Below are 16,637 nucleotides of genomic sequence, written 5' to 3'. Positions count from 1 at the left end.
CTATACTCCAAACTTAACTTACTAATTTTTTATCTTCAATCCACTTATTAAAATCTTCTTTACTCACTGCTTCAACAACAATTGGCATAAATCCATGACCTTGACCACATAGTTCATAACATTGCCCATAATAAATACCGGGCTTTGTAACGTTAAACCATGCTTCATTCAGCCTACCTGGTATTGCATCAATTTTTATACCAAAAGCCGGTATTCCCCAGCTATGTATTACATCTCCTGCTGTCACTTGTAAACGAATATTAGTATTGATAGGTAAAATAACGTTATTATCAACAGAGAATAGTTTTAAATCTCTTTCGGTAAAGTCTTCTTTTCCTTTTATATAGCTGTCAAATGAAATACCTTGATATTCTGGGTACTGGTAACTCCAATACCATTGATGACCAATAACTTTTAGTGTTATGTCAGCTTTTGGCACTTTCTCCTGTAGTTTAATTAATTCAGCATTTTTAAAAGCCAATACCCCAACAATAATCGTTGGTATAACAAACCAGATAATTTCTACAAAGATATTATGAGTTATTTTACTGACATTTTTCACTTTGCCCTTACGAAAGCGAAATACTACATAAGCAAGCAGGGCCCATACAAAAAGCATAATTGCAATCATTACACTCATCACAAACGAATGTGACTTAACTACAACCTCCATTATCTCAGTTGCAGGCGCAGGAAATCCAAATTGCCAAGAAGTAGGAGCAGAAGCAATTGATATATTTGAGTAAAACATTATCAATAATGCAAATAACTTCACCATATTTTTTGCTGTAAAACTAACTGTATAATAATATATATACACTTACTATGCAAACAGAGATTATAGAATTTACACAAGTGTTTTGCTAAATATTGAATCAAAAGTAAATGATGATTAATGTTTTTTTAGCATTTAATAAATATAATAATACGATACTAACTTGAGGAAAAAGCATTTACATGAATCTATTTTAACTTAAAATATTATAATATTTTAAGTTAAGTATTTACTTTAAGGAAGTTCTATAATAAGTTTAATAGTGTCTGTTGTTGCTAATAACCCTCTAGCCTCACACCTAAAAGCAGTAACAGACACTATTAAACTTTAAGTAAGTTTGCCTATTTATAATTCATTGAGGTAAAAATCTTACTAATTCCTTTAATTCTATTATACAGCTGAGTTTACTAATTAACCTTTAATGTTTACGTTAGCATTTGCATCTTAAATCAAAGATTTACATATTATAGAAAATAATTATAAAATAATACACTACTTGTGTGTAAATTTTTTTGCATATCAAACTCTGTAAACAAATTTTCTAGAAAAGCCAAATAAATTATCTCTCTATGAAAGATCTATCGAATGTTGCAATTATAGGTGTAAACAAGAACGATAAAAGAGTGCGAGATTGAGTAACTATATATACTTCTACTGGCATACCAGGATATAGGTATACGTTTTTAAATTGAGCAAGTTCTGATTTTGGTATCACCACTCGCACTGAATAATAACGCCCCATCCTTGGATCATCAAGAGCATCAGGGGAAATATGGTTTACTATACCGTTAATTAAACTTAAGCGACGTGCACTATAAGCGCTCAGCCTTACTTTAACTTTCAGCCCTTCTAGTCCGTCGATAGAGACTATATTGCTATCTTTCTTTTTTGCTGACAGTATCTCTTCTATGTTTCTGGTTAGAACTTTAGCATCTATTATTAGATCATCATCTGATGGTACTATACTCAGGATTGGGACTCCAGATTGTATAACACCACCTTCAGTGTGGTATCTTATATCTGTAACTATACCATCTTGAGGTGATTTAATTATTGTACGTGCTAACGAATCTTCAGCAACCATCAGCCTCTCTTTTAAGTCTGCAATAGATGTATTAACTTCCTTAAGCTCAGCATTTGCTCTTTCTTGAGCATCATTCTTCACATTTATAATCTCTAACTCATTTTCTCCAATCTTTTGCTGTACTTGAGATATTGCAGAACGGTAATGTCCAACTCTACCCTCAATTTCAGCAAACTGTTTTTCTAAAGCTAAAATGTGTGGTTTGCTTATATGGCCACTATCAAGTAATTGTCTTTTTGTTTCTAACTCCTCAGTTATCAAGTCATATTGCTTATGGGCTGCATTTAGTTGAAAATTTAGCCCTGCTAATTCATCATTTAACTGCTTTATACGTTGTTGCAGTATGTCAGTTTTTCCTAATATACTCTTTCTCTGAGAGTTGAACAACTTTACCTGATTCTTTATCGCTTTATTTACAAGTTCATCGTTAGATAATCTTTTAACCTCATCAGAAAATTCTAGCGTATCTAAGTCTCCCCTGATTGCAATAAGTCTTGCTTCAGTTGCCAAAAGTGATAAGAGTTTTTCTTTAATTATACTCAAATTTGCCTTTTCGTTAACATCACTTAATAAAACTAAAGGCTCATCTTTTTTAACTGCTTGACCTTCTTTTACTAAAATTTTGCTTATTATTCCCCCACCCAAGTGTTGCACTATTTTTCTATTTGAAGAGACAATAACTTCTCCACTTGCATGCACTGCTCCGTCAATTGGAGCTATAGCTGACCAAATACCACCTATTCCAAAAAAGATGAATATCACCACTAAACCAAAAAATAGTGGTCCCCATGTGACTTTTAGGACTTCATTTACGTTATTACTCTCACGTTTAAAAATAAAATTTATCATCGCATCAATCCATGCGAACGTCTTATCCAAAAATTGATATTTCTTCTTTCTATTTCCTGCCCTTTGCATATCTATATCATCACTACCAATTAGGCCTGTCAAAGAAAGTCCAGCACTAAGCTTTTTTAACTTACTCATTATAATACTACTGCGAATTCTTGTTAACCAGGATAACACACAAAAACAAAGAATCTATACCTTAAGTACTTTACTTAGACTGTGAGACACTAGAATAAACTATTTAGTAACAATTCTTATACTCCATTCAATGGTTCAGCATTAGGCTAGAAAATCAAAAAGGTTTTACAATAACCATAATAACTATAATTATTATTAACACTGTTACTGCTTCGTTTAAAACACGAAAATAAACGTGAGTTTTCTTATTCAAGCCCACTGCAAAATTTTTCCTATGCTTTGCAAGTAGGACATGAATAGCAAACATTAAGAATAATGCTAGCGCTTTTACATGAAACCACCCTTCGCGATATGCTTCCCTAATAATCATTAGCATAATTCCAAAACTAAGGGAGAAAAGCATTGCAGGGTTTATGATATATCTAAGGAGTCTCTTCTCCATTATTTGAAGTAAGCTGTCATTTTCTGACCCTGGTTTTACAGATGCATGGTAAACATAAAGCCTTGGCAAATAGAGCATACCTGCCACCCACATAATTACAGAGATAACGTGAAAAGCTTCAAGCCAGTGATAGTAGTCCATATAGATAGTATTATAAAATGTTAAAGATTTCTGGTATGATCTCAGTTTAATAAAAGAAAGTCAATATGAAAGCAGGAAATTTCACTAAAGAGCAAGTGATTGGGTTCTACAGAAAAATGCTTCTAATACGCAGATTTGAGGAAAAAGCAGGACAATTATACGGAATGGGATTAATAGGCGGATTCTGTCACTTATCAATAGGGCAAGAAGCAGTTGCAGTTGGGACTCAAGCTGCATCAAAACCTGGTGATGCTTTTATCACAAGCTATAGAGACCATGGCTTAATGCTTGCATGTAATTCTGATCCAAATGTTGTGATGGCAGAACTAAACGGCAAAGAAACAGGGTGTTCAAAAGGTAAAGGTGGCTCCATGCACATATTTGATGTTGAAAAAAATTTCTTTGGTGGACATGGAATAGTAGGTGCACAAGTCCCAATTGGTACAGGAATAGCATTTGCTAATAAATACAAGAAAAAAGATAACGTTGTATTCACATATTTTGGTGACGGTGCTGCAAATCAAGGACAAGTATATGAATCATTTAATATGGCATCTTTGTGGAAGTTACCTGTGGTTTATATCATAGAAAATAACGAATACGCAATGGGAACTTCTGTGCAAAGATCAACTTTAGTAACTGAACTATATAAAAGAGGAGAGAGTTTTGGTATTCCTGGAAAACAAGTTGATGGAATGGATTTTTTCTCTGTCTATGAGGTAACAAGTGAAATAGCTGAGCACGTACGTGGGGGAAAAGGACCTATCTTGCTTGAAATGAAGACATATCGATATCGTGGACATTCAATGTCAGATCCTGCTACTTATCGCTCAAAAGAAGAAGTTGAAGATATGAAGCAAAATCATGATCCTATAAGCACCTTAAAGCAGTATATAACAGACAATAAAATCGCTTCTGATGAAGAATGCAAAGCTATTGATAAGGAAATACGAGACTTAGTAAAAAAGTCAGAAGATTTTGCTAAAAGTAGTAAAGAGCCAGAGATTGATGAGCTGTATACTGATGTTTATAAATTTGTTAGCTAATCAGTTGCCATCAAAATTATGTTTTGGCCTACTATAGATATTTTTTGGCAGCACTTAACTTTATTATATAACAGCCTAGTCAATAGAAACTGTAGTAACTCTTATATTATTGATATACACCGCTCTTGGATCATAGGTTAAATGAGTTTTATTTGACTTTTTGTGCTAGTTTGCAGAATATAAAGTTATTAATTGAATAAAATACATGACAAAAGAAAACTGGGAGACAGTAATTGGACTTGAGGTACACGCTCAGGTTTCTTCTAAGACAAAGCTATTTTCTAGTTCACTAACGGAATTTGGCACTGAGCACAATACTCAAGTTTCTCTAGTTGATGCAGCAATGCCAGGTACACTACCAGTATTAAATTATAGCTGCATAGAGCAAGCAATATGCACCGGTCTTGCACTTTCTGCAGAAATTAATAAATGCTCTTACTTTGACCGGAAAAATTATTTTTATCCCGATTTACCACAAGGTTATCAAATAACCCAGTTCTTTGAGCCAATAGTTAAAAATGGCAAAGTTTTTATCAATAATAATGAAAAAGAAATAAGAATCGCAAGAATTCACTTAGAGCAAGATGCAGGAAAGAGTATTCATGAAGAAAGCAAAACTTACATAGATTTAAATCGTGCAGGGGTTGCTTTAATGGAAATTGTTTCAGAGCCAGATCTTCGTTCATCTGCAGAAGCTGCAGAATTCATGAAAAAATTGAGGCAGATTTTGCGTTATATCGGTTCATGTGATGGTGATATGGAAAAGGGGTCGCTTCGCTGTGATGCAAATGTTTCTGTTCGCCCAAAGGGTAGTAGCACATTTGGCACTCGTTGTGAAATAAAAAACTTAAATTCAATACGTTATATTGTACAAGCTATAGATTATGAAGCACAAAGGCAGATCAAAATTTTGGAAAGCGGAGGAGAAATAAGTCAAGATACCTTATTGTTTGATGTCACTTTAGGAAAAACAAAAGTGATGAGAAGCAAAGAAGATTCAAGTGACTATAGATATTTCCCTGAACCTGATTTGCTACCTGTTGAAATAAACCAAGACAAAATTGATTCTATTAAATCATCTTTACCCGAGTTGCCAGATCAAAAAAAACTTCGATACATAGAGGAATTAGGTATCAATGAATATGATGCAGACGTTATCACTTCTGATAAAGAAATTGCCGATTATTTTGAAAAATTAGCAAAAAAGCATGATTCAAAGATTGCAGTTACCTGGTTAACCGTCGAGCTTTTCGGTCGTTTAAATAAAACAAATATTGATATTGTTAGCTCTCCAATTAAAGCAGATGCTTTATCCGAGCTCCTCGACTTTATCGTCGATGGAACGATCTCTGCTAAACTTGGCAAACAAGTTTTTGATATTATGTTTGAAACTGGCAAACCGGCATCTCTCATCATAGAAGAGCAGGACCTAAAACAAATAACCGATAGAGGTCAAATAGCAGAAGTTATCGACACAATCATCAATAGCAACCAAGATAAAGTTCAAGAATACAAAAGCGGTAAAACAAAACTATACGGATTCTTTGTCGGCGAAGTCATGAAACTTACCAAGGGAAAAGCCAGCCCTGATGTCGTGAATTCAATTTTAAATGAAAAATTAAGTAATTAGTCACATTTTTTTATTTACATAACAGCACATCTCGTAGATATTCCAAGGTCTTTGTTACGATATCTGTATATCATGACATATAACTTTTTTACCATTTGTTGGTACTGTTTTTAAAATTATGTGAGGTTGAGGATGCCTGAAACTTATCCTGCTTGGGGAAGAAAGCGGTCTCTTCATGGTGATATCTACCAACTAAAGTGGGTAATGCTGCTTCTCAAACGTGCAGTAGATGTTGGATATTCTTTCCGTTTAGCTACAGAAATGGAATCAGCTACGGGTTTTGATGATATTGTTTTTCAGGATAGGAAAAATGAAAAAATAGTACATAGGTTTATACAAAACAAACACAAGCAAAATGAATGCGAAAAAATCGGTGTAGGTAAATTGCTTTCAAAAAATAAAAGTGGTGAATTTAGCGTTCCAAAATATTTTGTTTCCTATCTAAAGATTAAAATTAATCCAGATTTTGCAGATGGTGACCTAAAGGACTTTACTATCTGTACTAATATCGGTTTCGATCTAGCTCAAAGTACAACACAAAATACAATAAAAAAGTTGAAAGCAAAAACTTCGGGACCAAACAAAGGAATAGAAATTGCAGTTGAAGTAATAAGCACTAGTGATATTTTTTTTAAATACGGCGGTACGAGATACAAGTTCTCTTGTACTCACGATAACATGATTTCAATAGTGCAACCGGCATTTAAGAGTGCTGTAAAAGAAGCAATAGAAGAATTGGAAAAGGAGATAAAAGAACTTCAAGGTAAATCAGATCAAAACTCAAAAAGAAAATTGGAAAGAAATCAGGTATGGCAACGTGAGTTTGAGCGAATGACAAATGAAGGCAAGTTAGAAGAGAATATAAGGGAATTTTTTGATAAATTAGTATTTGCAGTAAATCAACCTAACGAGATAAAACTAGCGGAAATCATTGAGAATGAGTTAGGCAAAGAATTTAATAATATCGATAAAAAGAACGTTTATGGTCGCTTTCTGGTAGAAGTTCTGGATTGGATGAAAGCAAGAGAGGGAAAGTTTCTATCACATGAAGAAATAAATGAGTTTTTTGAAAAAATAAGAGAGGAAATTTTAGGAGCGGTATGGTTTAAAATAATAGAGCCAGTAGCGTCTTTTACTGGTAGAAGTAGTGAATTAAAAGCCTTACATAACGCACTACAAAGGAGTACGGGCAGGCAAGCGGTGATATCGCAGGTTGCTACTATTAGTGGTCTTGGAGGAGTGGGAAAAAGTGAGTTAGCTAGGAAATATGCTTACAAGTATGGAAAGTACTATGGTGGCAATGTTATATGGATAAACGCTGAAAACTTTGAAGATATGAAAAATTCTTTCTTGAGGTTAGCTGGGGATGATAGATTAGGCATTCCTCCCAAAGATAAGCACGGAAGGGACAAAACGATAGAAGCTATTGTTGAAGAAATATATGCTTTTTTTGCAAGAAGGGGAAGGAAAAGCCTATTCATTTTTGATAATGCTGAGGGATATAAAGGTATTAAAAGGTTTTTACCTTCATCTTTACATCCTAGGCATAAAAAACCTTATGTTTTAATTACTTCTCGTGACTGTAAGTGGAATGTGAGAGGAGAAGGTGATATAAAAGTAATACAATTAGATGAGTTTGGTGAAGTAGAAGCTTTAGAATTTGTTAGAAAAGCTTTGAACATAGAGAACAATTTACAGGATAGGGAAATAGAAGAGCTAACAAGAGAATTACAATATTTTCCATTAGCTTTAGGACAAGCAGTTGTATATATTCAAGATCGAAATGAGGAATCAAGATTAAGGGGTGATAAGAGATTTAAAATAAGTGATTACTTAAAAGAGTATCAACAAAATGCAGGTGAATTGCTTAAGAAAGGAGTTTATGAAAATGAAGATCGTTATACTAAAACAGTTTTAACAACTTGGAACATTACGATGACATATATATGCAAGGAATATGGCTTTGAAGCATTAAGCATTCTTGAAATAATGGCCTATCTTGCTCCTGACAATATCTGCATCAAAGAAATTTTTTCAAAATTAATAACAGATGATAAGGCAAAGCTTTGGAATGCTGTTGAGTTACTTAATCGATATTCAATGATTAAATTAAGGGAAGGAGTAGTAAATATCCACAGGCTAGTACAAAAAGTAACAAGATTAAAATTGCAAGAGAAAGGTAGAGAGGAAGAAGTTCTTAGGAAAGCTCTAAATTTGGTGAACATTGGTGATGTAGCAAAAGATAATAAAATTCATGTTGCATTTATTTGGGGATATGCGAGTAAACATGGTAAGTTGATTGATGATTTTTACAAAGATACTAATTTACATTTGCTTGTTGAAAATGGTGATTATAAAGCTATTAAAAACTTATTAGCATATATAAAGAGAAAACATCAAAATAAGCTTAGTGGTATCGTTAATGCTAAAAATGGTTGTGATATTGCTCCATTGCATTTAGCTGCTGGGAATGGGGAATTGGACATAGCAAAACACCTGATCAATGAAGGTGCTAATATTGACGCTAGGGACTGTTTTTACCAAACGCCATTGTACTGGGCTGCTAAGAGTGGAGAGTTAGACATGGTAAAATATCTTGTAAATAAGGGTGCTAGTGTTGGTATTAAAGATAATTATGGCTGGACTGTGTTGTACTGGGCTGTTGAAAGTGAAAGTTTTGATATAGCAGAATACCTTATAAAAGAAAAAGGTATGGGTATTGATGTTAGTGCTAAGTACAGCAATGGCAAAACTATGTTACATGAGGCTATCAGGTTTGCAAAACTAGATGCAATAAAGTACCTGATTGATAAAGGAATTGATATTAATATCAAAAACGGATATGGTGATACTCCATTGCATTGGGCTGCTATCAGGGAAAAAGTTGATGTGGTAAGATATTTTGTAGAACAAGGTGCTGACGTTAACGCTAAAAATAATGAGGGAAAGACAGCATTGGATTATGTAACTGATAATCAAGAGCTTGTGGAGTTGCTTTTAACCCATGATGAAAGTGTTGAAGTAGCTTAAGAGAAAATTATTTATCTGTTTATTTTAACGTCCCAAAAATGTTTAACAAAAGTGTGTCAAACTGAATTTTTAGTTTAACTCAATTTTCAATAGATTTCTTGCATAAACAGGTGTCATCCCAGCTGGAACCCAATATCTGGATTCCAGTGTCACGCGCTGGAATGACATCAACTTTTGAATTCGAGTTATGCAAGAAATCCAACATATTAGGAACGACAATATCAGGTTGAGATGTAGTTCATATGTAAAGGTAACCTCTACTTTTCCTCAGCTTTCTTTCTAGGCTCTGTAAACAAAATTTTAAAGAAGCCATATAGTGTAGCTAGAGACATTTTTAGTCAACTGAGTAATTTTGTTCCTCTAGCCTGAGGTCAAAATAAATTTGAATGGGTTTCCCAGTACGTCAACAAGTGCATGAACTTTAGTCACAAATCCCCGTCCTCAATTAATTTGACCTGCTAACATTTTGTACACAGAGCCTAGCTCTTTTGCTATTTGCTTGACTTGTTTCTTTACATAGCTTCTAATTTAAATTCTGCTGTCTATTCTCTTTCATTCATACCAATTCCCACTATGTAAAGAACAGATAGACAATAATGGGAAAGAAGTGATACTAAAGTAGATAAAATAGAGAGGTATAAATGGCATTAAGGTCAAAACTATTAGACGAAAAAGTTGTAAATTTGGCGAAAGAAATGTTAAAAAAGGTCAGAAATAACGCATATGTTTCAAAAAAGTTACAAGCGGTGATAGTAGGAAAAAAAAAGTAGTATAAGCGCTGTGGCAAGAATATGTAAAATTTCAAGGACTGCTTTGACTGAATGGATAAAGCATCTAAAATTTGGTAGAGTGAAAGATTATTTGCCCCGTCTCAACGGCGAAGGAAAAGCAAATTAAACAAAAATCAACGTGAGCAAATTGAAATATGGGTAGAAAGAAATCCAAATATTACTATTAAGGAAGTGCAAATAAAAATCTCAGAGGAATTTGGCCTAAACATTAGCAAATCAACAGTGCACCGTGAGATACAAAGGATGAAATTTTCTTACATAACACCGAGGCCAATTCACCATAAACAAGATAAAAAAAAGCAAGAAGAGTTTAAAAAATACTTCAATAAAATAGTCAATTCCCACCCTGAAAAGGAGGTATTTTTTTGATGAGTCACGATTTGGAACTCATTCAAAAATCGGACACGGATGGTTTAAAAAAGGGGTCAGAACGCAGGTTAAAATGAAAATTGGTAGACAAAATTTCTATATCTACAGTGCAGTAAATCCAAGAAGTGGTAAGAAAATTAGCCTACTTGCTCCATATGTAAACACTGATTGTATGAATATATTTCTGGAGCAGATGTCGAAAGATTTAGGCACGAAAAAAGCCTTTCTTGTAATGGATTGTGCAGGTTGGCATAGATCAAAAAGTTTGAAATTTCAGGAAAACATTACCATTATATACTTGCCTCCTTATTCACCGGAACTGAATCCTGTTGAGAGGCTGTGGCAATATATCAAACACAATACTTTACGCAACAGAGTCTACGATACCATAGGCTTACTTGAAGATGTTCTGTGTAATTTTATTGTCAGTATTTCCAGCACTACTATTAAACGAGTTTGTAATGTTTCTTATTTGTTCGATTAGTAATGGAATTTGGTATCACAACCTTTTGCAAAACGTTTTGCTTTCTCTCTGCTGGTCACTATTGCTTATATAAAGCAAGTACAGTACTGAATGATGTTGCAAGCACTCAGTTCGGCAATACTATCGATTTAAGACGAAGTTAAGATTTCGATTTTTTATTCAAACTCTTCTGAAAGTTTTTATACATATTGAAGACATCTTGATAATTTAGGTGAGTGTAAACTTGAGTAGTTTCAAGGCTTGAGTGGCCAAGCAGCTGTTGTATTGATCTTATGTCAATATCTTCCTGAAGCAAATGAGTAGCAAAACTATGGCGAAATGCATGTGGAGATAAAATTTCTGGTAAGTTTAAAAATCTTCTTATTTTTTGCAAACGATTAGCAACATAAGTTCTTCCCAATTTTTTTCCTCTTACCCCGACAAAAAGATGTCCCGCTTCGTCAAAGTGGGGACAAGCTTTTATATATTTTTGTATACACTTTTTTACTACTGGAAGAATAAATACCTGCCTTTGTTTATCTCCCTTACCTGTTACTATTAAACTTTCATTGCTAATATCACTAACCTTAAGATTCAGTGCTTCAGTGATTCTTAAGCCCGTACCATATAGCAGAACGACAATTGCAATTTCTCTTTTTACCACCCAAGGCTCGCCTAGATCAGGCAATTTCATTTCTTTCAATAGAGTTTCTATGTTAGATATTGAAAGTGCTTTAGGTAGAGTTCTTCTCTGAATTGGCCTTGATAAAGAAAATACCGCTTCATTATTTATTTCATAATTGTTTTTTATATATTTGAAAAAATTTCTGATTACTGACAATGCGCGAGTGTTAGATCTCGCATTTACACCTCTTGCATAACGAGAGGTAAACCAACTTCTCAGTTCAGGTATGCTTAATTTTTCTAAAGAGCCAACATTTACTTCTTCACCAATGTGAGTATTTAGGAAACTTATAAGATCTTTGAGGTCCCTCATGTATGACTCCAAAGTGTTTGGTGAGTAAGACCTGTTGTACTTTAGCCAATCATACCATTTTTCAATGATTGAACCGAGGTCCACAGTTACTTTTTAAAGAAAGCATCGATGCACGCATCCCTAAAGGCTTCATTTATATCAGGATGAGAGTGACAAATTCTGTATATATCCTCTGCTGCTGCACCATATGCCATTGCAACCGCTGCTTCATTGATTAGCGTATCAGCGTATGCTCCTATGATATGTACACCGAGTATTGTATCTGCTTTGCTACAAGTCAGAACTTTCACGAATCCCTCAGCATCGTCAGTGACTTTTGCTCTACCGTTTGCAGCAAATTGACATTTACCAACTTTATACTTTCGACCAGCACTTTTTAGTTCTTCTTCAGTTTTACCGATTGAAGAAACTGCAGGGTGGGTGTAAATGACTGACGGTATGATTTCATAATCAACGTGAGGCAATTGCCTTGCTAGTATCTCTGCAACTGCCACCCCTTCTTCCTCAGCTTTGTGAGCAAGCATTGCTCCACCAATCACATCACCAATAGCAAATATTCCTTTTACGTTGGTTTCATAACTATTGTTGACTTTAATAAAGCCACGACTGTCTTTTTCTATTTTTTCAAGACCCTCAGAGCATGGTTTGCGCCCTGCTGCCACCAATACCTTATCCGCCTCTATAGTGTTTGTTTGATTATCTTTTACAGAGCAAACTTTCACACTCAAAGAGTTACTACTTTGTTTTATTCCCTCAACTTTAGTTCTAAGTAAAAATTTTATTCCTTGTTTTTGTAGACTAGAAAGTAGAGACTTACTTAATTCTCCATCCATTGCTGCAGCGATTCTGTCAAAAAATTCTACTACAGTGACTTCAGACCCTAGCCTCCTCCATACAGAAGACATTTCAAGCCCTATTGCCCCAGCTCCGATTACGACAAGTTTTTTTGGTACTTCAGTTAAAGACAATGCACCAGTTGATGAAATAATACTTTTCTCATCGATATTAATTCCTGGCAAAGAAATAACGTCAGAACCGGTTGCAATTACTATATTTTTTGTCTTCAGCACCTTACCTTCAACTGAAACTTCAAGGTTGCCTTGATCAAAAGAAGTAATTTTTCCAAGTCCATTGATCTTCGTAATTTTGTAAAGGTTAAACAGATATTCTATGCCTTTTCCAAGTTCCTGAACTCTAGCGTCTTTATAGCCTATCATTTCTCTCAAATCGAGACTTACATCCTTAACTTTTATGCCAAGTTTTGATAGATTATTTTTCGCGCTAGCATACTGATAAGAGGAATGGAGTAATGCTTTTGATGGTATACACCCAACTCGCAAACACGTGCCACCAAAAATGCTATTTTTGTCTATACAAGCAACTTTGAGTCCAAGTTTTGCAGCAGCAATAGCGCATTTGTAACCACCTGGACCACCACCTATAATAATCAAATCATAATCAGTCATAAAAAACAAACCTATTTTCTAAAGAATAAACACCATTTCCTTCAGTCGTTATATACATCTTACCATGGGTAAATACTGGAGCATGAAACACATTACCGGGTATTTTAATTACCCTTCCTGTACTTTCAGATCCAGGAAAAGCAAATATTGAACCTTTATTACTTGTTACCCAAAGCGTATGGGCATACATAATTGGAACAAACAATTGCACATTCTCTATAAAATCAGATGTCCAAACTGTTTTTCCACTTTGTATGTCGATGCCAATTACCTTATTATCTTTAGTCACCATGAAAATTCTTCCGCCTTCTTTTTGTTTCTCTGCAGGAATAAGAGGGCTATAATATGACTCAATGTTTGATATACTTTTTACTTGTAGTGGCCTTGACCATAAAATATTTCCTGAGTTTACGTCAATGCTATAAATATAAGAGTTGCTCGTAGCTATTAAGATATTATCGTGTACTCTAGGTGTAGTAGTTACATCTGTAAGCTGTGTATCCAAAAGGTTTGTAGCCAATTTTTGGCTCCACAATTTTTTACCGTCTTCATTAAAAGCTATCAATTCACCATTTGAAAATGGTGCTATTATTTTATCATTGGAGATTGCTGGTGAGATGGAATACAAACCTCGAACCTCATTTATACCATTTTGATAATTCCAAATGGAACTGCCATCTTTTATACTAAATGCATGCAGATAGTTATCAATAGTCAACACTACCAACTTATTGTTTATTACTACTGTTTTCCCTCTTACCGGAGCTCTTAATTCTTTTTCCCATTGAATCTCTCCTGTTTTCGCATCTATTGTGTGTAGAATGTTATCCACTATGAAGAAAACGTTTTCTTTGTAGCTCGATAAACTCATATTACCAATTTTTTTCCTACTTGAGAGGTATAATTTCCAATTTATAACTCTTGGGTTATCGATATCAAAGGAATATAAGGTACCGTGCTTGTCTGGTAAAATAACGCTATTTTCTGTAAGTATTGGAGCTACATATCCTTGAGATAATTTTTTATCTACTAAACTTATTCGTTCGCTTGCCATTGTATAGTTACTATACAATAACATTATCATGACAATTATTATTTTCATTATTTAGTGAAAACAAGATTCATTAATATACATACTAGAAACGTAAATCACAACGAAAATGTTCTTAATTGTGGATCAAAAGCATTAACGTAATGTCATACCATTATGTAAAGATTCTCTTACTGTAATAACTTTTATCAAGTATGGACTAAAAGAAATATCTATAGCTCAAACTAATGCTGTCAGTAATACTACTCCAATATGAAACAGGCAGCATTTTCAGGATGAAAGATATTGTTGTGATGTCATTCATTTGAACTACTCATATCAATTTGAAAAATGTATACTATCTTATGCTATAGTACCTAAAAATAAATGCTCAACATACAAAATAACGCTTCACTTTGCAGGCAATGGATATTCTTGGCAGTACTTGCTCTTGCTTGTTCTGGACTGCTGTCAATAATTGTTATTTTTCTACGATTGCCTTTTATTTCTTCTCTCATTCCTTCTGCACAATATATCTTTGATAATGCACTGGTGATACACGTAAATTTGTCAATTTTGGTATGGATGTGCTCTATAATATCTCTGCTCTTCATCATAAACTTAAAAAACACCAATCATTGGTTTAACTTCTCATGGATTCTCTCAATCCTTTCCATGCTGCTAATGTTTATATCTGCATTTGTTCCAAATACTGAAGTTATCAAAAGTAACTATATACCTGTATTACAAAACAAATTATTTTTACTTGGACTCAGTCTTTTCATTACCAGCATATTGATAAATACAGCTCTAGCCTACATATCAAATAAACAAGACTCATATCTTTCAATCGGACAAATTGGCCTGGTCATTATACTTGTGTCATCATTTCTTTGTGTTGTTTTAGCACATAAAAATATGCCTCCAGGTCTATATCACTCAGACAAGAATTTATTTTATGAATATCTCTTTTGGGGAGGCGGACATTTACTGCAGTTTGCCTTTGCTCAAGCAATGTTTTTAGTTTATTTGATCATACTGAATGCTCGCTATATTAGTCTAAATAAAATTACCATTTTACCACTATTTATAAACACAGTTTTGACCGTAGGTGCGCCGTTTATATACTTTATTTATTCGGCGGATAGTGCTGAATTGATACAGTTTTTTACCTGGCATATGAGAATTGCTGGAGCAGTTCTGCCGTGCTTTTTAACAATATTAGTGTATTGCAACATAAAAACTCTGCTCAATGATAAGGGCAATTATCTTCTTCACTCGTTTGTATTGTTCATTTATGGAGGTGTGCTTGGAGTGCTAACTATTGAAGGAAATGTCACTATTCCTGCGCATTATCATGGTTCTGTAGTTGGTATTACTATAGCTTTTATGAATTTTGTCTACTGGCTGTTACCAAAATTGGGCTGTAAAGAAATAAAAAGCTCCATAGTAAGATTACAGATTTATGCATATAGCTTGGGACATTTTCTCCACATTACTGGACTTGTTTGGCTTGGTGGATATGGTGCCTTAAGAAAAGTTGCAGATCTGCCAAGTATTTCATCAATGTTGGCACGTGCTTGTTTTATTACGGGTGGAGCTATATCAGTTATTGGTGGAATGTTATTCGTAATAATTGTGATTTTACATCTTCTTAAAGGCAAGGCTCGTACCAACTAACCCACAGAAACAAAACTAAAAATTTTAGTGTAAAATTACTATATTTACTTTGTACTATGGCTCAAACAACCTGCTTCAAATTTGGAAAGGCAGTGAAATGAAAAAAACTATATCAAGCTACACTGAATTCTTATTTGCTACTCCTTGTGGTTCTTGTGTTCCATTTACTTGAGAGCTAGGTTTCATTATTAAATCACCAGCTAAGAATGCAGATACTGTTGCTATAACAACGATTAACCACATGTCCAATTTATTTGTATGTTCAAGTGTAATATACACTACTAACCCAACAGCAAGACCAGTACTAGCAGTAGCGATATATGTTGCTTTTTCTTTTAGTTGTTTATTTGCTTCATTTTTGGTTTCTAATATTTTCTTTTCTTGCTGTAACTGCTGGATTTGAGTATTTATTTTTTGTTTCAGTTCATTCGACATTTCACTTTTGAGTTCATTTCTTATTTTATCTTTCAATGTAGTTATTGCCTCTTCTGGGCTTTTTTTATCTTTTAATTCCAGCACGTCTTCAAGCAATTCTACTAAGTCTACTTTTGCTGGGTGAGGCACATAGTATGGATTACTTAGAATATCTATAAGCTCTTTTAAGTTATGAAAGTTAATCATAATAAACCTCAATACTAAAAATTTATTATGTAATACATTAAAAATTATAAGATCAAGAAAAATTTGTATCATAACAAGGCTAAAT

General features: G+C 33.9%; 11 protein-coding genes and 1 pseudogene. 5 read left to right on the top strand and 7 right to left on the bottom strand.

The genetic code is table 11. The features are described 5' to 3' along the window. Positions 1 to 13: 13 nt before the first annotated feature. From coxB to hemJ, 3 genes are all read right to left on the bottom strand, one after another. Positions 14 to 778 (bottom strand): cytochrome c oxidase subunit II, encoded by a 765-nt coding sequence (gene coxB / locus OPR37_RS03145; RefSeq protein ID WP_264374714.1) that lies wholly within the window; start codon positions 776 to 778, stop codon positions 14 to 16. A gap of 556 nt (positions 779 to 1,334) precedes the next feature. Next, positions 1,335 to 2,846, bottom strand: coding sequence for an HlyD family type I secretion periplasmic adaptor subunit (locus tag OPR37_RS03140; protein ID WP_007302760.1), 1,512 nt, complete (start codon positions 2,844 to 2,846; stop codon positions 1,335 to 1,337). Positions 2,847 to 3,000: 154 nt separating this feature from the next. After that, positions 3,001 to 3,429, bottom strand: coding sequence for a protoporphyrinogen oxidase HemJ (hemJ, locus tag OPR37_RS03135; RefSeq protein WP_012481732.1), 429 nt, complete (start codon positions 3,427 to 3,429; stop codon positions 3,001 to 3,003). A gap of 65 nt (positions 3,430 to 3,494) precedes the next feature. Between hemJ and pdhA the strand changes: the two genes are divergently transcribed. The 4 genes and pseudogenes from pdhA to OPR37_RS03115 all read left to right on the top strand — a co-directional run bounded on the left by pdhA (position 3,495) and on the right by OPR37_RS03115 (position 10,779). After that, positions 3,495 to 4,475, top strand: a complete 981-nt coding sequence (gene pdhA, locus OPR37_RS03130; protein ID WP_213863701.1) for a pyruvate dehydrogenase (acetyl-transferring) E1 component subunit alpha — start codon at positions 3,495 to 3,497, stop codon at positions 4,473 to 4,475. Positions 4,476 to 4,680: 205 nt separating this feature from the next. Beyond that, positions 4,681 to 6,105, top strand: coding sequence for an Asp-tRNA(Asn)/Glu-tRNA(Gln) amidotransferase subunit GatB (gatB, locus tag OPR37_RS03125; protein ID WP_264684785.1), 1,425 nt, complete (start codon positions 4,681 to 4,683; stop codon positions 6,103 to 6,105). A 132-nt stretch (positions 6,106 to 6,237) separates the two neighbouring features. Next, entirely contained in the window at positions 6,238 to 9,135 is a 2,898-nt protein-coding gene (locus OPR37_RS03120) for an ankyrin repeat domain-containing protein (RefSeq protein WP_264684784.1), read from the top strand. A 641-nt stretch (positions 9,136 to 9,776) separates the two neighbouring features. After that, positions 9,777 to 10,779, top strand: a pseudogene (locus OPR37_RS03115) (IS630 family transposase). A 139-nt stretch (positions 10,780 to 10,918) separates the two neighbouring features. Here OPR37_RS03115 and OPR37_RS03110 read toward each other — a convergent pair. The 3 genes from OPR37_RS03110 to OPR37_RS03100 are packed head-to-tail and all read right to left on the bottom strand — an operon-like array spanning position 10,919 to position 14,323. Continuing rightward, positions 10,919 to 11,839, bottom strand: a complete 921-nt coding sequence (locus OPR37_RS03110; RefSeq protein WP_010401376.1) for a tyrosine-type recombinase/integrase — start codon at positions 11,837 to 11,839, stop codon at positions 10,919 to 10,921. A gap of 2 nt (positions 11,840 to 11,841) precedes the next feature. Next, positions 11,842 to 13,221 (bottom strand): dihydrolipoyl dehydrogenase, encoded by a 1,380-nt coding sequence (lpdA, locus tag OPR37_RS03105; protein ID WP_264376823.1) that lies wholly within the window; start codon positions 13,219 to 13,221, stop codon positions 11,842 to 11,844. Then, the gene (locus OPR37_RS03100; RefSeq protein ID WP_007302753.1) at positions 13,214 to 14,323 is read right to left on the bottom strand and encodes an outer membrane protein assembly factor BamB family protein; all 1,110 of its coding nucleotides are present in this window, start codon (positions 14,321 to 14,323) and stop codon (positions 13,214 to 13,216) included. Before OPR37_RS03100 ends, lpdA begins: the two co-directional genes overlap by 8 nt. 315 nt (positions 14,324 to 14,638) lie before the next feature. Between OPR37_RS03100 and OPR37_RS03090 the strand changes: the two genes are divergently transcribed. After that, the gene (locus OPR37_RS03090; RefSeq protein ID WP_007302752.1) at positions 14,639 to 15,931 is read left to right on the top strand and encodes a cbb3-type cytochrome c oxidase subunit I; all 1,293 of its coding nucleotides are present in this window, start codon (positions 14,639 to 14,641) and stop codon (positions 15,929 to 15,931) included. A gap of 117 nt (positions 15,932 to 16,048) precedes the next feature. Here OPR37_RS03090 and OPR37_RS03085 read toward each other — a convergent pair whose 3' ends face one another. Further along, entirely contained in the window at positions 16,049 to 16,552 is a 504-nt protein-coding gene (locus OPR37_RS03085) for a hypothetical protein (RefSeq protein ID WP_264684783.1), read from the bottom strand. Between the last annotated feature and the right edge of the window lie 85 nt (positions 16,553 to 16,637).

This window comes from Wolbachia endosymbiont (group B) of Lycaena phlaeas, assembly GCF_947251875.1.
GTDB lineage: Bacteria > Pseudomonadota > Alphaproteobacteria > Rickettsiales > Anaplasmataceae > Wolbachia.
The sequence above is the reverse complement of the archived record's forward strand: the minus strand, read 5'-3'. Positions and strand labels throughout refer to the sequence as shown.